This window comes from Kouleothrix sp. 19917 (assembly GCF_057073505.1).
In genome coordinates, this window is sequence record NZ_CP097099.1 from 6,923,486 (window position 1) to 6,947,256 (window position 23,771).

The following is a 23,771-nucleotide window of genomic DNA, read 5'->3' on the forward strand; positions in this document are numbered from 1 at the left end:
ACAAGGAGTACTTTCATATGTCAACTGTGGTCTCAGGGGCAATCATTATCGCCTTATTTGGCTGGTTTGCGACGATCATTGCGATTAGCCGCTCGAAGCTGAGTAGCCAGCGCAAACGAATGCTACTGGTGCCTTCGTGGATTCCCTGGCTGGTGATGGCGCTGGGCGCGCCAATTCTCAGCGGCCTGATTTCTTGGCAGGATGCGCTGAACCTGGGCGGGGCGATCACCACTGGCATGCTGGTCTCGGTTGTGATCTCGCGCTCGGGGCCGCGCCGCTAGCAAAAAAAAGCGACCGCGCGCCCGGCAGAATGCACAGGCGCTACGATCGCATGTCGTATAAATTCCAGGGACGCCAGAAGAACTAGGCGCGGCGCTCGACCAGCAGGCGAATCGCGGTGCGCTCTTCGTCGTCGATCGAAACATCGATGAACGACGGCGTGCAAACGATATCGACGCCTTCTTCGCTCAGGTAGCTGCGCGCAATCGCAACCGCCTTGATCGCCTGGTTGGTCGCACCAGCGCCGATCGACTGCACCTCGGCCATGCCGCTGTCGCGGATCACGCCGGCAATGGCGCCGGCGACGGCGCTCGGGCGCGAACGCGTTGAAACCTTGAGCACTTCGGCTGGGTGGCGCTCGGCGGCCATTGCCGAACTTTCGCCAACAGCTCGCGCGATCGGCGTGGCCTGAGATGTCGATGTCGTCATGCGTTCCTCCTCCGGTGCGGGTGAGTTTATTGTCGAAGCAGGTCGAATGGTCTCCGAGTTCGGGATGTCGGGGTCCATAGTCGAGACTCCTGTGGGGAAGAAGAGCATCGGTTTGCGCTGCATTGCGCTTGCCGATGCTCTATTAATGAGAAAGGACGTTGTGCTATCGGGCGTAATCGACGGCGCGGGTCTCGCGAATAACCGTTACCTTGATCTGCCCTGGATATTGTAAACTTTCTTCGATCTTTTTCGCAACATCGCGAGCCAGATGAATGCTGCCCAGATCGTCGATCGAGTCGGGTTGGACCATCACGCGAACCTCGCGGCCCGCCTGGATGGCGAAGGCGCGCTGAACGCCGTTGAAGGATGTCGCGACCGTTTCAAGCGCTTCGAGCCGTTTGATATACAGATCGAGCGTTTCGCGGCGCGCGCCCGGGCGGCCACCCGAGATAGCGTCGACAGCCTGAACAAGAAAAGCCTCGACAGTTTGTGGCTCTTCGTCGTTGTGGTGAGCTGCAATTGCGTGGACGATTGCAGGTGAACGGCCAAGCCGGCGGGCAATATCGGCGCCAATCAAGGCGTGGGGGCCCTGGACTTCGTGATCAACGGCTTTTCCGATATCGTGCAGAAGTGCTGCAGTCTTGGCAACACTGATGTTCGCGCCAAGTTCGGCGGCCATATGAGCGGCGAGGAGCGCACATTCGAGCGAATGCTGAAGGACATTCTGCCCGTAGCTGGTGCGGTATTTGAGCCGCCCAAGCAGCTTGATCAGATCCGGGTGCAAGCCCTGCACGTTGGCTTCGTAGGCCACGCGCTCGCCTTCTTCCCGCATGATCTGCTCGATCTCTTGCTGGGTTTTCGACACGACTTCCTCGATGCGTGTCGGGTGGATGCGGCCATCTTTGAGCAGTTTGATCAGCGCAACGCGGGCAACTTCGCGCCGTACTGGGTCGTGACAGGACAGGGTCACGGCTTCCGGGGTATCGTCGACAATAATATCGACGCCGGTGAACTGCTCGAAAGCGCGAATATTGCGACCTTCGCGCCCGATGATCCGCCCTTTGAGCTCTTCGCTGGGCAGCGCAACGGTTGAAACCGTCACTTCCGCGACGTACTCCGAGGCACATCGCTGAATTGCCAGCCCGATGACTTTGCGTGCCAGTTTATCGGCTTCGTCGCGCGCGGCTTTTTCGATCTCTCGAATACGCCGGGCCGACTCATCGCGAGCTTCTTCTTCCACGCGCTTAAGAATAATGGTGCGCGCGTCGTCCTGGCTCAGTGCCGAAATACGCTCGAGCTCGGTATGCTGCGTGAGGCGCAGCTGTTCAGCTTCGCGCTGGATCTGCTCGGTCTGGCGCTCGCGGGTTTGCACCTGCCGCTCGCGCCGTTCCAGCCCTTCCAGCTTGCGGTCGAGGTTTTCTTCTTTCCGCTGAAGCCGTTCTTCCTGTTTTGCTATCGATGCCCGGATCTCGCGGATCTGGCCTTCGGCGTCGTTCCGCAGGCGGAGCGCTTCGTCCTTCGCATTGAGAATGATTTCTTTCTGCTCGGAGCGGGCAGCCTCCAGCTGAAGACGGGCTTCGGTTTCGTTTTGCAAAATGCGGTTTTTCGTGTTGGTAGAGTAGAGAAAAAAGCTGATACCGTAGCCAGCAATCGCGCCGACCACGAGCGCCGGTACAGCTAATAGGAGCCAATCCACAGTGTCCTCCTATTCACTTTTTAAGGTGCAGCAGACGGCGGTTCAGTGGTTGTGAACCGTCATGCAGTGCAACCAGGAATATCGCTTCCGTTTGAGAGGTTACCAAGATTGCCTAATAATACTCGGAGTTCGCTTCTTCTGTCAAGGCGAGGTTAATTTACGCTATTTTGCTTGTTTTGGCGGTATTGTGATGAATATCTCAATAGTTAGGTGTGCATAGCGGCTGGAATGCCGTGCTGAAGCGGCTGGAATGCGGTGGTGGGCTTGAGCAAGGCTGTGGGGCGCAAAACAGCGGGCCGAGTGATTGATCACTCGGCCCGCTGTTTTTGGCTTCAGGAAGCCTTGAAGTTACGACGAAAGTTTAGCAGCCGTTTCGGCCAGGCGCGAGGTGTAGCCCCACTCGTTGTCGTACCACGCAGCGACGGAAAGCAGATCGCCCTGCACTGCGGTGAGCGGCAGGTCGACAATCGACGAGTGCGAGTCGCCCACAATGCGCGACGAGGCCCACTCATCTTCCAGCACGCCCATGATGCCTTTGAGCGGGGCTTCGCCGGCGGCCTTGCGGAAGGCGTCGTTCACGCTCTCGACGGTGACGGGCTTCTCGGTGAGCAGGTTGAGCTCGGCGATCGAGCCGGTGCGCACGGGCACGCGGTAGGCCTTGCCGGTGATCTTCAGGCCTGGCCAGATAAAGGACAGCGCCTTGGCCGCGCCCGACGACGAGGGGATGAGGTTTTCGGCGGCGGCCCAGGAGTCGCGGCGATCCTTCATCGGCTGGTCGGTCAGCGACTGGGTGTTGGTGTAGGCGTGCACCGTCGAGAACAGGCCGTACTTGATGCCGAAGCTCTCGATGATGACCTTCACCACTGGCGCGAGGGCGTTGGTGGTGCAGGATGCCATGCTGACGATCTTGTGCTTTTCGGGGTCGTACTGCTCCATGTTGATGCCCGGCAGCAGGAAGACATCGGCGTCGTCCTTGGTTTTGCTGGGCGCGCTGACGAGCACGCGCTTGGCGCCGCGATCGAGGTGGGCCTGCGCGCCCGCGCGCACGGTGGCGCGGCCGGTGCAGTCGATCACCAGATCAACATCGAGCGCCTTCCAGTCGGGCAGCTCTTTCATGGCGTCGAAGTACAGAATGTTGCGCCCGCCAACATCGAAGCCCTTGTCCATCGGATTTACATCTTCGTGCCAGCGGCCGTAGTTGGTATCGACCTCGAACAGCGCGGCGAGCGTGGGGATGTCGCGAATATCGGATATGGACACCGGGGTGAACAGGTTGCGCTTGAGCGCGATCCGCATTAGCGTGCGGCCGATACGGCCAAAACCGTGGATAGCGACGTTACCCATGCAAGGTACCTCCTCCATTACGTGTGGTGTGTATTCCACGCATTCATATTCCAGGCCCAGCCTGGGCCGGGATGACGACGAATAAACGACTCGCTCACCGGGTCTTCAGTATACACGCCATCGGCGAGCAGCTGGGTTAAGAGTTCGGCGAACAACTCGCGCAAAACCGTAACCCGGGCATCGTAGCCAGCGCGGTCGAGCGAGGGCGCGTTGAGCGCCGGCAGCACGCGCGCGGCGAAATCGGCTGGCAGCCAGGGCAGGCGCAGCAGGTACGACATTTCGCGGTTGCGCCAGGGCTGCCAGCGGCGGTTATAGGCGAACAGCGCCTGCACCAGATAGGAATAGGCGGCCTGCAATCGGTCGTGCGCGTGCGCGGGCGCGAGGCTCTGCCAGCGCACGTCGGGCATGTCGTCGCCGAGATGCTGGTCGAGCCAGGTGACGGCTTCGTCGAGCCGCTCGGTTCGCAGCTCCTCGGGGTAGGCGGTGCGCTCGGCCAGAAGCCGCCCAATCGCGCCCGTGCGATCATAGGCAAGCCAGCCATCGGCCAGCTCGGCGCGGCGGCCTTCGGGCCAGGCAAAGGCCGGGTTCGACCATTCACCGAGCGCAAGGCGCTGCATGTCAAGGTACAAACCATCGGGCTGCCACTCGGCGGGGACGTTGAAGATGCTGTGGAAGGTGCCGTCGGGGCGATGCCAGAAACACTCGGCGGGAACCACGTAGAGATCGTAGGGCTCCAGGAAGACAACCGCGTCGATATCGGAATCGGGGCGGGCGTGCCCGGTTGCGATGCTGCCGATGCCAACGACGCCCTGGACGGCAGGATGCGGGCTCAGAACCTCGGCGATGAAGCTGCTGAAATCTTGACGCTTCTGAAGTGTGACAGGTGTTGCCACGCCCTGGCCTCTGCAATCTCCTAACGAGGACGCTGCGCCGCTGCAAGTATACTCGTTTCCGCGCAGATCGGCAACTTTGGGCGGCGGGCGCGGGGCGCGGTTCCTGGTTGCAGGTTCGGGTGAGCCATGCTATAATCTGCGTGTCTGTGCGGTATTCGCCGGTGTAGCTCAGTGGCAGAGCAGCTGTTTCGTAAACAGCAGGTCGTCGGTTCAACCCCGACCACCGGCTCCACGGCTTTAGGGAGGGCAGAACGCCCTCTCTTTTTTGTGCCCAAAAAAGCAGTAGTCGGTGGTAGGTAGAATATCACCTAGCAGCAGGCTACATTTCAATTTCGAGTTTCGATTATGGCCCTCACCTGATTGGCTGCACCCGTGGGGGTGTTCCTACAGGCAAAGCCGTCTTCCCAGGTTTGATTATGATTTTTGTGGGCGTTGGATGAGGTGGGGGCGTAGTGTTCTGATTACCGAAGAAGCCAGTAAGGGCAAGCGCAGTAATGAGCGCAGCAATAGCTGAGATTAGTGCGGCAACGGCTCCCAAAAACCTGGACATAGCATTCCTCCCTTACTCATCTCACGCAGTGGTGGGCGAAATGACGGACAGCCAGAAGTGAAAGTAGGAGTTGTCCACGCTTCATTGAGTTAAACGAGTGCGGCATGGTTTTTGGTGGATTTTGAGTAACGATGAATCCTCACTATCGAGCTTGCAAAGACAGCTGGCGAATGGCTCGTAGCGCACGCAGAAGGCGAGCCAGGGGACATATACTTGCAAGCTGTGCATCTGCACATAAACGGCCAATCGCTGTGGGGGGCTGAGCAAACTGCGCTGAAGCTGGCACTGCCTGGGAGTAAAAAAGCAGCCTGCGCCCCAACCAGGCAACAATGAACCGAGAAATGCCAAACGGCCAGCACAAGCACCGCCCATACGGGCAGAGATGAGCCGCCGCGTGCTTCTTGCTCAGTGGCGCGCAACGCCATTGCGTGCGATAATCAAGCCCCACACCGGGCAGAATCTGGTACAAAGCAGTCATGTCTGAGCTGCAGGCTGGCATAGTCACGCTGAGGCTGCTGCTTCTTGGTTCTGGCATGAATGCTGCGCTGCTGAATCATATGAACGCGGTCGCTGATCGCAGTTCTAAAAGGCTCCTATCTTCTGAATTCTCAGATCTGCCTGCCGCCAGAGCTGCCACAAACGCCAAAGGAGGAAACCCGTGAACAATGATGTTGTCGCAGGTACCCAACGACAGACCGTGACCGAAACGTTCCGCGCCGCACGCGACTTCTTGCTCCAGCACCGCACCGACTACGCTACAGCCGTGCGCGAATTCCAGTGGCCGCAGTTCGCGCAGTTCAACTGGGCGCTGGATTGGTTTGATGCGATTGCGCAGGGCAACCAGCGCGCAGCGCTGGTGATTGTTGAGGAAGATGGCAGCGAGGCACGCCGCTCGTACGCCGAGATGAGCGAGCGTTCCAACCGCGTGGCGAACTGGCTGCGGGCGCAGGGGGTGGCGCGTGGCGACCGCATTATCGTCATGCTTGGCAACCAAGTCGAGCTGTGGGAAACGATCCTTGCCGCCATGAAGCTCGGCGCGGTGATCATTCCCGCTGCCACGCTCCTGCGCCCCGACGACCTGCGCGACCGGGTGACGCGTGGCGGGGCGCGCCATGTGGTCGCCCGCGCTGCCGACACGGCCAAGTTCGCAGATGTCGCCGGCTCATACACGCGCATCGCCGTGGGCGAGGCGGCGGAAGGCTGGCTGTCGTTTGCCGATGCCGACGCCGCATCCGGCCAGTTTCAGCCCGATGGCCCTACGCAGGCCAGCGACCCGCTGCTCCTGTATTTCACCTCGGGCACCACCGCGCTGCCCAAGCTGGTCGAGCACACCCATGTTTCCTACCCGGTTGGCCACCTTTCGACCATGTACTGGATCGGCCTGCAACCCGGCGACGTGCATATGAACATTGCCTCGCCCGGCTGGGCCAAGCACGCCTGGAGCAATGTGTTCGCGCCCTGGATTGCCGAGGCGACGGTGTTCCTCTACAACTACACGCGCTTCAATGCGAAGGCGCTGCTGGAACAGATTAGCCGCCAGGGCGTAACCACCTTCTGCGCGCCGCCGACGGTTTGGCGCATGCTGATTCAGGAAGATCTGAGCGCGTGGCAGGTTCCGCTGCGCGAGGTGGTTGGCGCGGGCGAACCGCTCAACCCCGAGGTGATCGAGCAGGTGCGCCGCGCCTGGAACCTGACCATCCGCGACGGCTTTGGGCAGACCGAAACCACTGCGCAGGTTGGTAATTCGCCCGGCCAGGAACTGAAAATCGGCTCGATGGGGCGGCCGCTCCCTGGCTACACTGTCGCCCTGATCGATCCGATCAGCGGGCAGGTGGCCGATGAAGGCGAGATCTGCCTCGACCTGAGCGCGCGGCCGCTTGGCCTGATGGTCGGCTACCGCGACGACGCGGCCCGCACCGCCGACGTGATGCGCGACGGCTTCTACCACACTGGCGACGTGGCCGCGCGCGACGCCGATGGCTACATCACCTATGTCGGTCGCGCCGACGATGTGTTTAAAGCTTCGGACTATCGCATCTCGCCGTTCGAGCTGGAAAGCATGCTGATCGAGCACGAAGCCGTGGCCGAGGCCGCCGTGGTGCCCGCGCCCGACCCGCTGCGTCTGGCGGTGCCAAAAGCCTATGTGGTGCTGGCGGCTGGCTGGGAACCCAGCGCAGCAACTGCCGAAACGCTCTTCCGCTTTTGCCGCGAGCGCATGCCGGCCTATAGCCGCATCCGCCGGCTCGAGTTTGCGGAACTGCCGAAAACCATCTCGGGCAAAATTCGGCGCGTAGAGCTGCGCGAGCGCGAGCAGCAGTTGCAGAGCGGCGCAAGCACAACCAGCGCCGAGTTCCGCGAAGATGACTTCCCCAACCTGAAGCAGTAAACCGCGCTGAGCATCGCTATTCGCTCGGCTCGGGAATGCGGCACTGGGGTTTTCAGCGTTCTGCAGGCTGAAAACCCCAGTGCTCGTTCATGTTTTCTCCTCAAGATGTGCGTGCCTCAGTCTGGCGGGCGCCTGCGTGCCGACATTCGCTACTATTTTGCTTCGAAACATTCATTTCGTTGACACTGCACCCGCCAGCCTCACCGCCTATACTCGTGCCATGGTGTCGGGCGGCTGCACGATTATGGATCTTGACCCTCGGGCCGGCAAATACTCAACTTCTTCTCCGTTTCTTGCATTTTGGCCCAACTCACGCAACATCATTTCACGCGTATCATAGCCGAATATTCGCTAAAAACGCCACATGTGTGATCTTCTCCCCATGCTGATCGCGCAGCGCCGACCACACAAAATCGGCGCGATTTCGATCTATCGCAGGCAGCCCGGCACCTCCGGTTCACTGTTTCCGGCCATCCGCAAGCTATTCGGTAGCCGGTCCCTCGCAAAGGAGTGTGTATGTTTGCTCTGGCCAGGAATGCGTGGTCTTCTGTGCGATTGCGCCACATGTCTCGTCTCTTGCTGTTCGTTGCGCTGCTCGTTAGCTCGCTTCAGCCAGCGCCTAACGCTCACGCCGCCGCGCTGGCCTTCACCAGCGGCGTGCCGGCAAGCGGCACCTATGGCACGCTCTACCTGCACACCTTCACAACGAACAATGTGGCCACCTTCAGCGTTAGCAGCGGCACGCTGCCGCTTGGCCTGGCGCTGGCACCAACCGGCACACTGACCGGTATTCCGCTGCAGAGCGGCCAGTTTGCGCTCACCGTCAAAGCGCAAAGCCTGCTCGAATCGGCCACGCAATCGTTCACGCTGACGATCAATAAGCGCGGGCTGACCCTCACCGCCGACAATCAGGGCATGACCTATGGCGGCACGCTGCCCGACCTGACCTATACCGCGACTGGACTGATCAGCGGCGACACGCTTGCGTCGGTAGTGACGGGCGCGCCCGCAACCAGCGCAACATCCGGCAGCCCGGCGGGCAGCTACGCCATCACGCAGGGCACGCTCGGCGCGCTGAACTACCTGATCACCTTTGTGCAGGGCACGCTGACGATTGCCAAGGCCACGCTCACCGCCACCGCCGACAGCCTGACTCGCACCGTGAATACCGCCAACCCGCCGCTTACCCTCCACTACAGCGGCTTCCTGAATGGCGACACCGCCGCCGGCCTGGGCACGCCGCCCAGCGCAAGCACCACCGCCACCACCAATAGCCCGGCCGGCAGCTATCCGATCGTGCTGAGCGGCGGCACTGACGGCAACTATCTGTTCAACCTGGTGAATGGCGTGCTGACCGTCTCCAGCCTGAGCGTGCCTGAGATCGTCTGGAACGACCCGGCCGCGATAACCTATGGCACGGCGCTTGGCGCGGGCCAGCTCAATGCCACCGCCACCTTTGGCGGCCTGCCGGTAAGCGGCACATTCACCTATGACCCGCCGCTTGGCACGGTGCTGAGCGCCGGCAACGGCCAGGCCCTGCATGTCACCTTTACGCCGCTCAACACCGGGCTGTATTCGATTGTGGCCGGCCAGGCGCTGCTCGATGTGGCGCGCGCGCCGCTCACCATCACGGCCGCAAACCAGAATATCACCTACGGCGGCAGCGTGCCCGACCTGACCTACACCGGCAGCGGGCTGGTGAATGGCGACACGCTTGCTGCGGTGGTGACGGGCGCGCCCAGCACCAGCGCAACCGTCACAAGCCCGGCCGGCACGTACACCATTTCGAAGGGCACGCTCGGCGCGCTGAACTACCTGATCACCTTTGTGGAAGGCACGCTGACGATTGCCAAGGCCACGCTCACTGCCACGGCCGACAGCCTGACCCGCACGGTGAATACCGCCAACCCGCCGCTCACGTTCCACTACAGCGGCTTTGTGAATGGCGACACCGCCGCCAGCCTGGGCACGCCGCCCAGCGCCAGCACCACCGCTACCATCGCCAGCCCGGTCGGCAGCTACCCGATCGCGCTCAGCGGCGGCAGCGACACCAACTACCTGTTCAACCTGGTGAATGGCGTGCTGACCATTACCAGCCTGAGCGTGCCAACGATTGTGTGGAATGACCCCGCGCCAATTACCTATGGCACGGCGCTTGGGGCCGGCCAGCTCAACGCCACGGCCACGTTTGGCGGGCAGGCAGTGAGTGGAACATTCAGCTACGACCCGCCGCTTGGCACGGCGCTGAATGCCGGAGTTGGGCAGGTGCTGCACGTTACGTTCACGCCGGCCAATGGCGCGCTCTACGCGATTGTGGCCGGCCAGGCGCAGATCAGCGTGTCGCGCGCGCCGCTGACGATTACGGCGGCAAACCAGACCATGACCTACGGCGGGACGCTGCCCGACCTGACCTACACCGGCAGCGGGCTGGTGAATGGCGACACCCTGGCCTTTGCCGTGACGGGCGCGCCCGCAACCGGCGCGACGGTGACGAGCCCGGCCGGCACGTACACAGTTGGGCAAGGTACGCTTGGCGCGCTGAACTACCTGATCACCTTTGTGGAAGGCACGCTGACGATTGCCAAGGCCACGCTTACCGCCACGGCCGACAGCCTGACCCGCACGGTGAATACCACAAACCCGCCACTCACGCTCCACTACAGCGGCTTCCTGAATGGCGACACCGCCGCCAGCCTGGGCACGCCGCCCAGCGCCAGCACCACCGCCACAATCGCCAGCCCGGTCGGCGGCTACCCGATCACGCTCAGCGGCGGCAGCGACACCAACTACCTGTTCAATCTGGTGAATGGCGTGCTCACCGTCACAAACCTGAATGTTCCACAGATCGTGTGGAGCGACCCCGCGCCAATCACCTACGGCACGGCGCTTGGGGCCGGCCAGCTCAACGCCACGGCGACTTTTGGTGGCCAGCCCGTAAGCGGCAGCTTCACCTATGACCCGCCGCTTGGCACGGTGCTGAATGCTGGCAGCGGGCAGGTGCTGCGTGCCACCTTCACGCCGGCCAATGGCGTGCTGTACGCGATTGTGGCGGGCCAGGTGCCGATCAGCGTGTCGCGCGCGCCGCTGACGATTACGGCAGCGAACAAAACCATAACGTATGGCGGGACGCTGCCCGACCTGACCTACACCGGCAGTGGGCTGGTGAATGGCGACACGCTGGCTTCCGCCGTGAACGGCCTGCTCGCAACCAGCGCAACCGTCACAAGCCCGGCCGGCAGCTACACAATTGGGCAGGGCACGCTTGGCGCGGCCAACTACCTGCTCGACATTGTGGAGGGCGTGCTGAACATTGGCAAAGCGCCACTGACCGCCACCGCCGCCGACCTGACGCGCCTGGTCAACACCGCCAACCCGCCGCTCATCATTCACTACAGCGGCTTTGTAAATGGCGACACCGCCGTGGTGCTCGACACGCCGCCGAGCGCAAGCACCACTGCCACCATCGCCAGCCCGGTCGGCAACTACGCGATCACGCTCAGCGGCGGCACCGATGGCAACTACACCATATCGCTGATCGATGGCACCATGAAAATTACCAGCAAGAACGTGCCGCAGATCGTGTGGAACAACCCGGCCGCGATTACCTACGGCACGGCGCTGAGCGCGACCCAGCTTAACGCCAGGGCGACCTTTGGCGGCCAGCCAGTGAGCGGCACATTCGCCTACGACCCGCCAGCCGGCCGGGTGCTCAACGCGGGCAATGGCCAAGTGCTGCACACCACCTTCACGCCGCAAAACAGCAGCAGCTACGAAACGGTTTCCGCGCAGGTGCAGATCAATGTGGCGCGCGCGCCGCTGACGATCGGCGCCAACAACCTGACCATGATCCAGGGTCACACGCCGCCAACACTCACAGCGCGCTACACTGGCTTCAAGAATGGCGACACCGCCAGCGTGCTTGATCGCCCGGTGATTCTGCGCACCAGCGCCACGCCGCAAAGCGCACCCGGCACCTACCCAATCGTGCCGAGCAACGCCAGCGACGCGAACTACACAATCTCCTTCGCCAATGGCACGCTGAAAGACCTGTGGGGGATGTATCTCCCAGTGACACGGCGCTAGCCGAACGACGCCCGCCTGTGCCGCGCCCAGCCACTTTCGTGGCTGGGCGCGGCATTTTTGCGCACGCCAGCCGCTTATGGCGGCGCGATCGAGTCGCCCAGGGGCGCGGGCGGCAGCCCAAACCAGTCCCGGCTCACGGAATTGCTCAGCGTCAGGCCGGCCAGAATCGCCAGCCAGACACAGTCGCTGGCCGCGAAGATCCACGCCAGCCGGCTGCTGAAGCGCACCGCCGGTGCCGAACTGGTGCGCGACCAGGCTGTGTTATACCAAGCCTGCGGCCACCAGCTCTCGTCCATTGAGCCCCTCTGTATGGCAAATAGGGCGAAAAACGTTGGGTGGCTACGCTGAGATGGTGCTCTGTGTGGCTGGCGTGTCTGCCAATGCCGTGGCGGGGATTCAGCACGTATCGATCATCTGCGGATATGATCTGCGGCCAGGTGCTGTGATTGGCTGATTATAAATTGAGATAGCGCAAATACAAGGAACCGTGTATCAGAAAATCCGTTGGGCGTGGCTTGAAATGGCCGCGCTGCCATGTTCGCCGCAGTGCGGGCGTGTGCAAGGCCTGGCGCGATTATGGCCCCGCCGCCTGTGCCAGCAGATCGGTGCCGAGCAGGCGGTTCAGCGCGCCCGCAGCCTGTTCGAGCAGGGTGCGCTGCACGCCGCCGGCCGGGTATTCCACACCCACCACCAGGCTCAGCGCGCCATTCACATGCGCCAGCGCCGCGCGCCAGTGCGCGGCTTCTTCGGGGCTGGCCGCGCCGCGCAGTTTGCCAATCAGCCGGTCGCGCAGAAACACCACCGCGCGCTCGGCCTCGTCCACATCTTCGCTCAGGTGGCGCGGCTGGTCCGCCTGCGCCCGCGCAATCAGCTCGGCAGCGTGGCGGCACTGCTCAGCCAGCGTGCGCTGCGCGGCGTCCTGCCGCTCGTGCGCAATCGAATCGCTGCTCATTGCTCGTCCTTTGGCGCTTGCGTGAAGCGAAAATAATCTTCCGGGCGCGTGGCCGATTCGTTGCCTGCCATAACCACCACGGCGCGCTGCGCCAGCCCGCCCGCGATCGTGGCGCTGGCCGCCAGCACGGTCAGCGCGCGCGACTCGCGCTTGCGAAACAGGTTGATCGTGTGCAGCACCAGCGGCAGCACAATCCCCACGCCCAGCGCGCCGCCACGGTACAGCAGCGCCAGCGGCTGGCGGCGCAGCGGCGCATCGACTTTGTTCGCGCGCCAGGCTTGCTCAGTTGCGGCGGCCACCCCCAGCTCAGCTGCGCCCACCACCAGCGCGAGGCGGCTCAGGCCCGTGTGCGCCTCGCGGCGCGCGCCCGCCAGCGCCAGCACAAGCGACAGCGTGGCCGAGGCGGTGGCCGTGGCCGAAAGGCCGAACAGCGCAGACAGGCGGCGCCCGGCGGCGGCCCAGAAAGGCACGCTGGTGGCGGCAAGCAGTGTGCCGGTATACACCGACATCATTGCGCCAGCCGCCGCCGCCGGCAGGCCCAGCAGCCGCGCCAGCGTGCGCCCGCCGCGCCAGCCCAGCAGGTCGTCGGCGGCTTGCCCAAGGGCAACCAGCCCGCTCAGCGCGCCAAAGATCGAAAGCACCCACGAGCCGATCGACATGGCCGAGCTTTTGCGGAAAATGCGCAGCATGTTGTACCAGCGCGCCGGCGCGTGGAGGTCGGCAATCAGCAGAATCGGGCTGATCATAGCGCCGGCCAGCGCCACGTAGCGCCCCGCCCGCACCACCGGGCGGTCGTGCCTGCGGCCGGCCAGGTCGGCAATCGTGGCAATGAGCTGCGCGCCCCCGGCAATGCCACCCACTGCAAAGTAGACGATGATCTGCCAGCCGTAGGTGGATTTTTTGATCGCGGGCCGCCCGTAGTAGGTTTCGCCGGCATAGGGCTGCGCTGTTCCCGGCTCGCCGCGCCGCTCGATATGGCGGCCATATGGGGCGCGCTGCGCTTCGCGCTTGGGCATGGTGGAACTCCTCTTGTGCGAAAACCGACGAAGGACGAAAGACCAATGACGACGGACGACCGACAACCGACGACCGAAAATACAACCACAGAGACACGGAGGCACGGAGATGTGGGGTTGCAAGTTACCTGCCAACTGCATACTGCCGACTGCTGACTGTCATCCGCTCACCGCTTCCGCCCCACCAGAAAGGCCAGCGCCGCCGCTGCCGCAACGCCGCCCATGGTCGCCAGGCCAGTGAGCAGGCCAGGCACGACGCGCCGCGAGGGCAGCGTGGGCGCGGCGGGCAGGTTGTACACCTCGGGCCGGTCGAGCAGCAGAAAGAAGGCGTTCAGCTGCTCGATGCCGCCGGTTGCGCCGGGCGTGTTGGGTGCGCCATACAGGTAGGCGTTCGGCACACCCTGGTCGTGCAGCGCCGCCACCCGCTGCTCAGCGCGCTTGTGCAGCTCGTCGAGCGCGCCAAACTGAATGGCGTCGGTCGGGCACGATTTCGCGCAGGCCGGCTCCAGCCCGCCTTTCAGCCGGTCGTAGCAGAGCGTGCATTTGTGGGCATGCCCGTCGAGCATATTCAACTCGACCACGCCGAAGGGGCAGGCCGGCACGCAGTAGCCGCAGCCGTTGCAAATATCCTGCTGCACCACCACGGTGCCAAACTCGGTGCGGAACAGCGCGCCGGTCGGGCAGGCTTCCAGGCAGGGCGCGGGGTCGCAGTGCTTGCACACGTCGCTCATCATCAGCCAGTTGCTCTGGAAGGGCGGCATTTCCGTCGCGCGCTCGCCGCCTTTGCTGATCTGCTCGACAAAGGCGACATGCCGCCAGGTGTTGGCCGAAAGCGTGCCAGTGTTGTCGTAGCTCTGGCCGGTCAGGCCAATGTCGTCGGCGGGCAGCGCGTTCCATTCCTTGCACGCAACCTCGCAGGCCTTGCACCCGATGCACACGCTTGTGTCGGTGAAAAAGCCATAGGCGCGGCCCGGCTGGATGCGCGTGCCGGCCGTCAGCACCGCTTCCTCGGGGATCAGCGCCGGCAGGATCGATTGTGTATGCTCAAGCGCCCGCGGGTGAACGCTCATTGGTGTTTCCTTTGCTTGCCATATGTGCAGGTTCATTGCAGGCGTATGCAATGCGCCCGTTCACTCACTCGCCCGTTCACTCACTCGCCCGTTCACTCACTCGCCCGTTCACTCGCCCGTTCACTCACTCGCCCGTTCACTCGCCCGTTCACTCACTCGCCCGTTCGCTCGCCGGTTCACCGCCGGTTCGCTCGCCCATTCACTCGCTCGCCCGTTCACTCGCCCGTTCAGTCGCTCGCCCGTTCAGTCGCTCGCCCGTTCAGTCGCTCGCCCGTTCAGTCGCTCGCCCGTTCGCTCGCCCGTTCGCTCGCCCGTTCGCTCGCCCGTTCACTCGCTCACCCTCTCACCCTCTCACTGCTGGAGGCGCCCTTTGCGCAGGTCGCATGTAAAGGCCTTGCCTTCGTGAATGGTCGTGTTTGGGTCGCCCACAATTGCCGAAAGGGTGTTGGCAATGTCGCCTGTGGCGTAGCCTTCCCAGCCGAAGTGCCAGGGCAGGCCGATCTGGTACACGCGCCGCCCATCGATTTCCAGCGGCCAGACGCGCTCGGTCACCAGCGCGCGCGTTTCAATCGCGCCACGCGCCGTCGAGATCACCACCCAGTCGAGGTTTGCGATGCCTTTTTCGCGCGCCAACTCGGGCGGAATTTCGGCAAAGCCCTCGGGCTGAAGCTCGGCGGTGGCGGGCACCATGCGCGTTGGGATGCCGCCCGAGTGGTGCTCGGTGAGCCGGTAGGTGGTGAGCACATACGGGTAGCGCGCGTCGCCAACTGCGTGGTAGGGGTTGTCGCGCCGCTGCCACTTCTTGGCGGCCGGGTTGTCCTGCTGCGTGTACAGCGGGTTTTTCACGGGCGACTCAACCGGCTCGTAGTGGGCCGGCAGCGGGCCGTCTTTCAGGCCGGTGGGCGAAAACAGCTGCGCCTTGCCGTCGGCCATCATAATGAATGGCGATTTGCCATCCTGCGCGTCGGTGCCGTGCGGGCGCTGCGACCAGTCGGGCTCGAAGCCGGGCGCTTTGGTCGGCTCGAAGTCAAGCTGGTCGTACGATTCCCATTTCTGTTCCTGCTCGTTCCACCAGGCGTAGCGCTTGCGCTCCGACCAGGGTTTGCCTTCGGGGTCGGCGGCGGCGCGGTTGTAGAGCATGCGGCGGTTGGCCGGCCATGCGAAGGCCCAGCCGAGGTGCGTGCCCGGCCCGTCGGGGCCGTCGGGCTTGCGCGAGCGGGCCTGGTTGTGGTCGTTTTTCGGGAAGACGCCCGTATAGATCCAGCAGCCGCACGCCGTCGAGCCGTCGTCCTTCAGCTTGGCGAAGCTGTCGAGCTGGGTGCGATCGGCCCAGGTGTAGCCGTTGATCTCCTGCAAAATCGCCTCGGCCGACGGCTCGGCGAGCGGGCCGATTTCGGGGTAATCCCAGCGCAGGTTGCGGATGGGCGCGTCTTTCGGGTCGTCGCTGTCGGCGTACAGCTCCTTCAGGCGCTTGCCGAGGTGGTAGAAAAACCACAGGTCGGAACGAATGTCGCCGCGCGGCTCGACGACCTTGTCGTGCCACTGGATCAGGCGGTGCGTGTTGGTAAAGGTGCCTTCCTTCTCGCCCGGCAGCGCGGCCGGCAGCATGAAAATTTCGGTCTGGATGTCTTGCGGGCGCAGCTCGCCGCGCTCGACCTCGGGCGATTTGTACCAGTAGGAAGCGGTTTCGTTTTCGAAGGTTTCGCGCACGACTAGCCACTCCAGGTTGGGCAGCGCCTGGCGCACCATGTGGGTGTTTTGCCCGCCAACCACCGGGTTCTGGCCGGTCAGGAACATGCCGCGGATCGTGCCGTCGCGAATGGCCAGCATCATGGGCGATTGCGAGTGGTCGCCGGTGATCTTCGGCAGCCATTCATAGCCCCACTGGTTGGCCTTGCTCGCATTTTCGCCATACCAGGCGCGCAGCAGGCTGACGGTATATTTCGGCAGGTTGTGCCAGAAGCCGGTTGGCTCGGCCTCGACTTCCAGGTAGGCATCGAGCGTTTTGTGCGGCTTGGTGGCGTCGGGCTGGGGCAGGTAGCCGGGCAGCATGTGGTACAGCGTGGGGATGTCGGTGCTGCCCTGGATGCTGGCATGCCCGCGCAGCGCCAGAATGCCGCCGCCGGGCCGGCCAATGTTGCCCAGCAGCGCCTGGATGATCGCCGCCGCGCGGATCATCTGCACGCCGGTGGTGTGGTGCGTCCAGCCCACCGCGTAGCACCACGCGCCGGTGCGCTCGCGCCCGCTGTTGCGGGTGATCGCCTCCGCGACTTTCAGAAAGGTTGCCTGCGGGCAGCCCGACACGCGCTCGACCATTTCGGGCGTGTACTGGGCGTAGTGCCGCCGCAAAATCTGGTAGACGCACATGGGATGCTGGAGCGTCGGGTCGCTTGGCGGCGGGCCGGCGGTGAGCTTCGCTTCTTCTTCCTGCGCATTGCTGCCGTTGGGCGCGTAGTGCTCGGCCAGCGGCGAGGGCGTGGGCATGCCTTTATATTGCCAGGTTTCAAACGAGTAGGCATTCTTTTCCGGGTCCCAGCCCGAAAAGAAGCCATCCAGCTCGCTGGCATCCCTGAAGTCGTCTTCGATGATCGTGCTGATGTTGGTATAGTTCAGCACATAGTCGCGGAACCACAGGTCGTGCTCAAGGATGTAGTTGATCAGCCCGCCAAGAAAGGCAATGTCCGAGCCGGGGCGCACTGGTGCGTAGATGTCGGCCAGGGCCGAGGTGCGCGTGAAGCGCGGATCGACATGAATGAGCGTTGCGCCTTTTTCCTTGGCCTGCATCACAAAGCGAAACGCGACCGGGTGGTTTTCGGCCATGTTCGAGCCCATCACCACCACACAGTCGGCGTTGGCGAGGTCCCATTGCGCGGTGGTTGCGGCGCCGCGACCGTAGCTAGCGCCCAAACTGGGCACAGACGAGCTATGTCAGATACGGGCCTGGTTTTCGATCCAGGTCATTCCCAGGCCGCCGCTGCACAGCTTCTTGATCAGGTAGTTTTCTTCGTTGTCGAGCGTTGCGCCGCCAAGCTGGGCGATTGCCATGGTGTGGTTCACCACCGTGCCGTCGGGCAGCTTTTCGACAAAGGTTTCGTCGCGGGTGCGCCTGGTGAGCTGTGCAATGCGCTCCATCGCCCAGTCGAGCGGCTTGTCTTCCCAGTGGTCTGCGCCGGGCGCGCGATACTTCACCGTGGTGAGCCGCTGGGGGTTGAGCAGCCAGCTAAAGGTGGCCGCGCCTTTCGGGCAGAGCGTGCCCGCATTGATCGGGCTGCGCGGGTCGCCCTCGATGTGGATGATGTCGTTGCCCCGGGCGTACACAAGCTGCGCGCAGCCAACCGCGCAGTAGGGGCAGATGCTGGTGCCAACTTTGTCGGCGTCTTCCAGGCGCGGGCGCAGTTGCCGCGAGCGGGAAGATTCAGCAGCCGTGCTGTTTGCATCTTCGCCATGCAGCTGGCGCAGCACCGACCAATCGCGCAGCCATTCGCCTGCGCGGCCCAATAGCCCTTCGCGCACTCGCGCCATGGGGAACTCCTTCTAGAGCGTATGAAACAGAGGATTGTATTATATGCCATGGGGCCGCGGCGCACCATCGCGTGGCCGGGCAGCGAATGGGCATTCGCGCCAGGCTTCTCTTATTCTAGCGCGCGAACACTCCGTGCCGCGCCGCTGGCAAGCTCGGGCGTGCCGTCGTACTCGACTTCCACATACGTGTGCGCCGCGCAGAACGCGCGCAGTGCCGCCGCGTCGGCGTTGGCGTTGTGCGCAAGCGTGAGCAGCAAACCCTGGCCGCCATCGGCCTGAAGCTGGAAGCGCTGCTCTTGCACGACAGTGATATAGCCGCAAACGCGGCGAACGCTTGAAGCAGACAAGATGTTTATTTCTGTGTATTTGAGATGACCAACAGACCTACCAGCAAAGAATGTGCCAGCGGCGCGGCCTTTGTGCATCATCAGGAAGGCGGCGCGGGAGTCAGGAAGCCTGTTCCCCATGCCCTAACCCTGCGCTGAAGGCGCATGAGCACTCTGTCAACTAAGTTACCTTGCACTCAGCTTCCAGGAAGCTCAGGCCAGTTTTGCTTCAATCTGATAGCCCGCTTAGCTTCCTGGAAGCTTGCCTGTTGTACGAAATAACGTATTTTCCAGAGTAATGAATGCTCTGTCAACTAAGTTACCTTGCACTCAGCTTCCAGGAAGCTCAGGCCAGTTTTGCTTCAATCTGATAGCCCGCTTAGCTTCCTGGAAGCTTGCCTGTTGTACGAAATAACGTATTTTCCAGAGTAATAAATGCTCTGTCAACTAAGTTACCTTGCACTCAGCTTCCAGGAAGCTCAGGCCAGTTTTGCTTCAATCTGATAGCTCGCTTAGCTTCCTGGAAGCTTGCCCGTTGTACGAAATAACGTATTTTCCAGAGTAATGAATGCTCTGTCAACTAAGTTACCTTGCACTCAGCTTCCAGGAAGCTCAGGCCAGTTTTGCTTCAATCTGATAGCTCGCTTAGCTTCCTGGAAGCTTGCCTGTTGTATGAAATAACGTATTTTCCAGAGTAATGAATGCTCTGTCAACTAAGTTACCTTGCACTCAGCTTCCAGGAAGCTCAGGCCAGTTTTGCTTCAATCTGATAGCCAGATAAGCTTCTTGGAAGCTTGCCTGTTGTATGAAATAACGTATTTTCCAGAGTAATGAATGCTCTGTCAACTAAGTTACCTTGCACTCAGCTTCCAGGAAGCTCAGGCCAGTTTTTCTTCAATCTGATAGCCCGCTTAGCTTCCTGGAAGCTTGCCTGTTGTACGAAAGATTTCTTGCCAGAGTACTGAGCCATTCGCGTGCGGGGCCCCGAATTTCTTTTTCTGGCCAGGACTTTCGCTTGCGGCAACGCCTCGGATCAATTCCCTGGCACTTTTTGCGCTGCAGCACAAAAAAGCGACAAGAAAAAGAAAGTCTTTCTTGCCCGCCGGCTCCCCTGAGCTTGCCGAAGGGCAGGCGTAAAATCCGTCTGAGCGAAAGTCCTGCTGGCGCAGCACCAGAAACAAAAATGATCAAACGGTGTTGGTATAATTTAACCCGCAGCCATGAGCTAATGGCCGTATAATGACGTAGCTGGGGCACGCGGCGCTTGCTGCAAACGCCTAACGGCATGAAGCAGCCGGGAGAACGCAATGGCGCGGATTTTAGTCATCGACGACGAGCCGCTGAATGGCGAACTGCTGGTGAGGATGCTGGGCTACCATGGCCACGACATGCTCCTTGCGGGCGATGGCGAAGCCGGGCTGCGCATGGCGCGCGAGCGGCGCCCCGATCTGATCATCGCCGACATTCTCATGCCCGGGCTGGATGGCTACGCGCTGGTGGCGCGTCTGCGCGCCGATCGCGAGCTGGTGAACACGCGGGTGATGCTCTACACCGCGCTGGACCTCGACAGCGAGGTGCGCCAGCTGGCAGCCTCTGCGGGTATTTTGCACATTCTCACCAAGCCGGCCGAGCCCGAAACCATCCTTGCAACCGTGCGCGACGCGCTGGCACGGGTGCCGCCGGCCGCGCCAGCCAGCACCGAAACGCTCGATCAAGCCTACCTGCGGCAGCTCACTGGCATGCTGCACGAGCATGTCGAAAGCCTGAAGGCAGAGATCGAGGCACGCACCGAGGCCGAAGCGGCGCTGCGCGCGCAAACGGCACGCCTGAAAATTCTGGCCGATGCGTCGCACGCCTTTGCGCGCGCCAGCCAGGATTACCCGGCCACGCTCGATCTGGTTGCGCAAACCGTGGCCCAGTCGCTTGGCGATGCATGCATCATCTGCCTGCTGGCCGGCGAGGACGAATCGCTGCCCCTGCTAGCCATGGACGACACCAGCCCGCCCGTGCTTGCGCAGCTGCGCGCGCGCTGGGAAGAACAGCCTTTCGACATTGCCAGCGACCCCTGCGCTCAGCGCGCGCTCGCCAGCCGCTCGCCACTGCTGCTTGTTGCCGGCGAAGATCTGCCAAAATGCCCCTTGTTTAGCTACCTTGCCAGCGCGAGCCTGATCATTGCGCCGCTGCACACCGAGGCGCGAGCGATTGGCCTGCTCTGCTTGCTGCGCGACCGGCACGAGCGCGCGCCCCACACCGCCGACGACCTTCAGCTTGCGCAGAACCTGGCCGATCGCGCCGCGCTGGCGATTCGCAACGGCCAGCTTGTGGCCGAGCTGCAAGGCCAGCTCGGCCAGCGCCTGCGCGCCGAAACCGAAATGCGCCGCCTCAACCGTAACCTCAGCGACAGCCAGGCCCAGCTGGTCAGCATTATCGACTCCGCGATGGACGCAATTATTACGGTGGACGATACACAGCGCATTGCAATTTGGAATGCGGCAGCCGAGCGCATGTTTGGCTGCTCGGCGCGCGAGGCCCATGGCCAGACCCTGGATCGATTTATTCCCACGCAATACCGTGCTGCCCACCGCTCGTATATTCAGGCATTTGGGCGCACTGGCGTCACGGCGCGGGCCATGGGCGCGCTGCGGCCGATTACGGCATTGCGCGCCGACGGCACCGAGTTCCCAATCGAGGCGTCGATCTCCAGCGTTGCGGTTGGCGAGCGCCAGCTCTTTACCGTGATCCTGCGCGACATCAGCGCGCGTGTGCAGGCCGAAACCGCGCTGCGCAGCTCGGAAGACCGCTTCGCCACGATCTTTCAGCACAGCCCCGTGGCCATGGTGATCAGCGCGCTCGAGAGCCGGCGCATTCTCGATGTCAACGACAGTTTCGTGCGCTTCGCCGGCTACTCGCGCGCCGAATTAGTAGGAATGAACTCCAGGGCTGTGGAGATGTGGGAAGATGCCGCCGAGCGCGAGCGTATCAACGGGCTGCTGCACGCCCACGGCAGCCTGCACGATATCGAAGTGCGCATTCGCACCGCCGCTGGCCGCCAGCGCAATGTGCTGCTGTCGATCGACAGCTTGCAGCTTGGCGACCAGTGCTGCCTGATCAGCTCGCTGTACGACATCAGCGAGCGCAAGCAATCGGAGCTGGCGCTGCAAGCCACCACCCAGCAGATGAAGGATCTGTCGCGCCGCCTGGTAGCAATTCAGGAAGCCGAGCGCCGCAATGTCGCGCGCGAGCTGCACGACGAGATCGGCCAGATGCTCACTGGCCTCAACCTCATGCTCGAAACCGGCGCAACGTTCCCGCTGGCCGCGCTGGTTGGCCGTTTGCACGAAGCGCAGGCGCTGGTGACCGACCTGACAGCGCGTGTGCGCCGGCTGTCGCTCGATCTGCGCCCCTCGATGCTCGACGACCTGGGCCTGCTGCCAACGCTGCTGTGGCATTTCGAGCGCTACACCACCCAGACTCAGGTGCGCGTGGTCTTCAAGCATCGTGGGCTGGATGCCCCGCTCGACCCGCTGATCGCCGTGGCGGTGTATCGCGTGGTGCAGGAAGCGCTGACGAATGTGGCCCGCCACGCCCAGGTGGGCGAAGTGGCAGTGACAGTGTGGACGCAAGGCGGCCTGATTGTGCTGAGCATCGAAGATCAGGGCGTGGGCTTCGATTTCGAGGCGGCGCTGGCTGCGCGACGCTCCAGCGGCATGACAGGGATGCACGAGCGGGTGGCGCTGCTTGATGGCCAGCTGTTTGTCGATACAGCTGTGGGCCGGGGCACGCGGATTCTGGTGGAATTGCCGCTGCGCCGCCCAAACACAGCAATGGAGGCGCGCAATGAGTGATCTGACGATTGTGCTGGCCGACGATCATCAGGTGGTGCGCAGCGGCCTGCGCACGCTGCTGGAAGCAAACCTGGGCGCGCAGATTGTGGGCGAGGCGGCGGATGGCCTGACCGCGCTGCAGCTGGCCGAGCGCCTGCAGCCCGACGTGCTGGTAGCCGATTTGGTGATGCCCGGCCTGACCGGCCTGGAGATAGCCCGGCGCATGCGGCACCGCGCGCCACGCACGCGCGTGGTGGTGCTTTCGATGCACGCCAACGAAGCCTATGTGCGCGAGGCCCTGCGCGCTGGCGCGATTGGTTATGTGCTGAAAGAAGCGCCCGCTGCCGAGATCATCCAGGCCGTGCGCGCTGCTGCCGAAGGCCGCCGCTTCCTCAGCCCGGCACTTTCGGAACGCCTGATCGATGCCTATGTCGAGCAATCCAGCGCCACCACCGACGACCCCTACGACCTGCTGACCGAACGCGAGCGCGATGTGCTGCACCTGGCTGCGCTGGGCCATACCGCGCCCGAGATCGCCGAACGGCTGGTGCTAAGCGCCCGAACTGTCGAAAACTACCGCGCCGGCATCCTGCGCAAGCTCGATCTGCACAACCAGACCGACCTGGTGCGCTATGCGATCAAGCGTGGCATTATTACGCTCGACAGCTAGGGCGGGCATGCGCCCAGCACAATCGTAAATCGGGTGCCACCAGGGCGAATCGTGCATCGAAAATGCAATAGGTAGATTTCACTGCCAGAATATGGTACTTGTACGCTCGACACCCGAACACCCAATTGCTATGCTCCCTTTAAACTCTCACTCAAGTGGCGCTTGACCCGAGATTGATATCGTCTTGCCGGGGAATGCTGCCCGCAAATCAGCATTGCGCACGTCCAGCCGGGCGGGGCGCATTTTTGGCCCTTGAAGGTTGAACACATGCAGCCACTCTCTGTGCTCGTCGTCGACGCAAATCAATCGTTTCTGGGCTTCACTGTTCGCTACCTTGAAGAAACCTACGCTGGGCGCGTGTGTGTTGCAGGCGCGGCGCGGCCAGACGAAGCCCTGGCGCTGGCGGCGGAAAGCCGGCCGCAAATGGTGCTGGTGGGCCTGAGCGGGCCGGTTGGCGCGGCGCTGGCGCTGATCGCCGAATTGCGGCAGTGCGGCGTGCATCATGTCGTTGCGATGAGCCAGCTGGGTTCGGCTGGCTATGCACACGCTGCGCTGGCGGCCGGTGCCACTGCGTTTGCCGACAAAGATCGGCTGCAAATCGAGCTGGCATCAATTCTGAATGGGCTCATCAATCACTGGGCCTACGAGCGGGGAGTGTAGAACCAAAATCTCTTTGGCATCGGCTGGGCGGCTTGCCACGCCCGAAAGAAGCCATCATATCACCACGATAT

At 62.8% G+C, this 23,771-nt stretch carries 17 protein-coding genes and 1 tRNA gene; 7 read left to right on the forward strand and 11 right to left on the reverse strand.

What is annotated here, in order from left to right:
• Window positions 1-17: 17 nt before the first annotated feature.
• The gene (locus M1P90_RS28005) at window positions 18-281 is read left to right on the forward strand and encodes a hypothetical protein (RefSeq protein WP_483698979.1); all 264 of its coding nucleotides are present in this window, start codon (window positions 18-20) and stop codon (window positions 279-281) included.
• Window positions 282-363: 82 nt separating this feature from the next.
• Here the strand turns inward: M1P90_RS28005 and M1P90_RS28010 are convergent, their stop codons facing one another.
• The 4 genes from M1P90_RS28010 to M1P90_RS28025 form a co-directional block, all read right to left on the reverse strand.
• A complete protein-coding gene (locus M1P90_RS28010) occupies window positions 364-708 on the reverse strand; it encodes a stage V sporulation protein S (protein WP_483698980.1) in 345 nt (114 codons plus the stop codon).
• A 163-nt stretch (window positions 709-871) separates the two neighbouring features.
• Complete coding sequence (rny, locus tag M1P90_RS28015; protein WP_483698981.1) at window positions 872-2,404, reverse strand: ribonuclease Y; 1,533 nt, start codon at window positions 2,402-2,404, stop codon at window positions 872-874.
• Window positions 2,405-2,752: 348 nt separating this feature from the next.
• Window positions 2,753-3,748, reverse strand: a complete 996-nt coding sequence (locus tag M1P90_RS28020) for a type I glyceraldehyde-3-phosphate dehydrogenase (RefSeq protein WP_483698983.1) — start codon at window positions 3,746-3,748, stop codon at window positions 2,753-2,755.
• Between the two features lie 17 nt (window positions 3,749-3,765).
• Window positions 3,766-4,641: a nucleotidyltransferase domain-containing protein gene (locus M1P90_RS28025; RefSeq protein ID WP_483698984.1), complete on the reverse strand. Its 876-nt coding sequence runs from the start codon at window positions 4,639-4,641 to the stop codon at window positions 3,766-3,768.
• A gap of 157 nt (window positions 4,642-4,798) precedes the next feature.
• Between M1P90_RS28025 and M1P90_RS28030 the strand changes: the two genes are divergently transcribed.
• The 3 genes from M1P90_RS28030 to M1P90_RS28040 all read left to right on the forward strand — a co-directional run bounded on the left by M1P90_RS28030 (window position 4,799) and on the right by M1P90_RS28040 (window position 11,660).
• Window positions 4,799-4,873: transfer RNA gene (locus tag M1P90_RS28030), tRNA-Thr, on the forward strand.
• Between the two features lie 976 nt (window positions 4,874-5,849).
• Complete coding sequence (locus M1P90_RS28035) at window positions 5,850-7,577, forward strand: AMP-binding protein (RefSeq protein WP_483698985.1); 1,728 nt, start codon at window positions 5,850-5,852, stop codon at window positions 7,575-7,577.
• Between the two features lie 564 nt (window positions 7,578-8,141).
• Window positions 8,142-11,660 carry an MBG domain-containing protein gene (locus M1P90_RS28040; RefSeq protein ID WP_483698986.1) on the forward strand — a complete coding sequence of 1,173 codons (3,519 nt, stop codon included), beginning with the start codon at window positions 8,142-8,144 and terminating at the stop codon, window positions 11,658-11,660.
• A 74-nt stretch (window positions 11,661-11,734) separates the two neighbouring features.
• On the opposite strand, the gene M1P90_RS28045 is transcribed toward M1P90_RS28040, so the two are convergent.
• The 7 genes from M1P90_RS28045 to M1P90_RS28075 all read right to left on the reverse strand — a co-directional run bounded on the left by M1P90_RS28045 (window position 11,735) and on the right by M1P90_RS28075 (window position 18,567).
• Window positions 11,735-11,956, reverse strand: coding sequence for a hypothetical protein (locus M1P90_RS28045; RefSeq protein WP_483698987.1), 222 nt, complete (start codon window positions 11,954-11,956; stop codon window positions 11,735-11,737).
• A 278-nt stretch (window positions 11,957-12,234) separates the two neighbouring features.
• Window positions 12,235-12,612, reverse strand: a complete 378-nt coding sequence (locus M1P90_RS28050) for a hypothetical protein (RefSeq protein ID WP_483698988.1) — start codon at window positions 12,610-12,612, stop codon at window positions 12,235-12,237.
• Window positions 12,609-13,628: an NrfD/PsrC family molybdoenzyme membrane anchor subunit gene (nrfD, locus tag M1P90_RS28055; RefSeq protein ID WP_483698989.1), complete on the reverse strand. Its 1,020-nt coding sequence runs from the start codon at window positions 13,626-13,628 to the stop codon at window positions 12,609-12,611. Before nrfD ends, M1P90_RS28050 begins: the two co-directional genes overlap by 4 nt.
• Window positions 13,629-13,795: 167 nt before the next feature.
• Entirely contained in the window at window positions 13,796-14,698 is a 903-nt protein-coding gene (locus tag M1P90_RS28060) for a 4Fe-4S dicluster domain-containing protein (RefSeq protein ID WP_483698990.1), read from the reverse strand.
• A gap of 351 nt (window positions 14,699-15,049) precedes the next feature.
• Entirely contained in the window at window positions 15,050-17,614 is a 2,565-nt protein-coding gene (locus M1P90_RS28065) for a molybdopterin-dependent oxidoreductase (RefSeq protein WP_483698991.1), read from the reverse strand.
• 12 nt (window positions 17,615-17,626) lie between these two features.
• Complete coding sequence (locus M1P90_RS28070; protein ID WP_483698992.1) at window positions 17,627-18,220, reverse strand: hypothetical protein; 594 nt, start codon at window positions 18,218-18,220, stop codon at window positions 17,627-17,629.
• A 110-nt stretch (window positions 18,221-18,330) separates the two neighbouring features.
• Window positions 18,331-18,567 carry a hypothetical protein gene (locus M1P90_RS28075; protein ID WP_483698994.1) on the reverse strand — a complete coding sequence of 79 codons (237 nt, stop codon included), beginning with the start codon at window positions 18,565-18,567 and terminating at the stop codon, window positions 18,331-18,333.
• Window positions 18,568-19,853: 1,286 nt separating this feature from the next.
• Here M1P90_RS28075 and M1P90_RS28080 point away from each other — a divergent pair.
• The 3 genes from M1P90_RS28080 to M1P90_RS28090 all read left to right on the forward strand — a co-directional run bounded on the left by M1P90_RS28080 (window position 19,854) and on the right by M1P90_RS28090 (window position 23,700).
• A complete protein-coding gene (locus M1P90_RS28080) occupies window positions 19,854-22,391 on the forward strand; it encodes a PAS domain S-box protein (protein WP_483698995.1) in 2,538 nt (845 codons plus the stop codon).
• Window positions 22,384-23,040, forward strand: coding sequence for a response regulator (locus M1P90_RS28085; protein ID WP_483698996.1), 657 nt, complete (start codon window positions 22,384-22,386; stop codon window positions 23,038-23,040). The genes M1P90_RS28080 and M1P90_RS28085 overlap by 8 nt, the downstream gene beginning before the upstream one ends.
• Window positions 23,041-23,307: 267 nt before the next feature.
• Window positions 23,308-23,700: a response regulator gene (locus M1P90_RS28090; RefSeq protein ID WP_483698997.1), complete on the forward strand. Its 393-nt coding sequence runs from the start codon at window positions 23,308-23,310 to the stop codon at window positions 23,698-23,700.
• Window positions 23,701-23,771: the final 71 nt, after the last annotated feature.

Excerpts from the sequence above, each read along its gene's own strand:
- M1P90_RS28045 (WP_483698987.1), bottom strand. The coding sequence starts at position 11,956 with ATGGACGAGAGCTGGTGGCCGCAGGCTTGGTATAACACAGCCTGGTCG.
- M1P90_RS28085 (WP_483698996.1), top strand. The coding sequence starts at position 22,384 with ATGAGTGATCTGACGATTGTGCTGGCCGACGATCATCAGGTGGTGCGC.
- nrfD (WP_483698989.1), bottom strand. The coding sequence starts at position 13,628 with ATGCCCAAGCGCGAAGCGCAGCGCGCCCCATATGGCCGCCATATCGAG.
- M1P90_RS28005 (WP_483698979.1), top strand. The coding sequence starts at position 18 with ATGTCAACTGTGGTCTCAGGGGCAATCATTATCGCCTTATTTGGCTGG.
- M1P90_RS28050 (WP_483698988.1), bottom strand. The coding sequence starts at position 12,612 with ATGAGCAGCGATTCGATTGCGCACGAGCGGCAGGACGCCGCGCAGCGC.
- M1P90_RS28080 (WP_483698995.1), top strand. The coding sequence starts at position 19,854 with ATGGCGCGGATTTTAGTCATCGACGACGAGCCGCTGAATGGCGAACTG.
- M1P90_RS28010 (WP_483698980.1), bottom strand. The coding sequence starts at position 708 with ATGACGACATCGACATCTCAGGCCACGCCGATCGCGCGAGCTGTTGGC.
- M1P90_RS28090 (WP_483698997.1), top strand. The coding sequence starts at position 23,308 with ATGCAGCCACTCTCTGTGCTCGTCGTCGACGCAAATCAATCGTTTCTG.
- M1P90_RS28060 (WP_483698990.1), bottom strand. The coding sequence starts at position 14,698 with ATGAGCGTTCACCCGCGGGCGCTTGAGCATACACAATCGATCCTGCCG.
- M1P90_RS28040 (WP_483698986.1), top strand. The coding sequence starts at position 8,142 with ATGTCTCGTCTCTTGCTGTTCGTTGCGCTGCTCGTTAGCTCGCTTCAG.
- M1P90_RS28070 (WP_483698992.1), bottom strand. The coding sequence starts at position 18,220 with ATGGCGCGAGTGCGCGAAGGGCTATTGGGCCGCGCAGGCGAATGGCTG.
- M1P90_RS28020 (WP_483698983.1), bottom strand. The coding sequence starts at position 3,748 with ATGGGTAACGTCGCTATCCACGGTTTTGGCCGTATCGGCCGCACGCTA.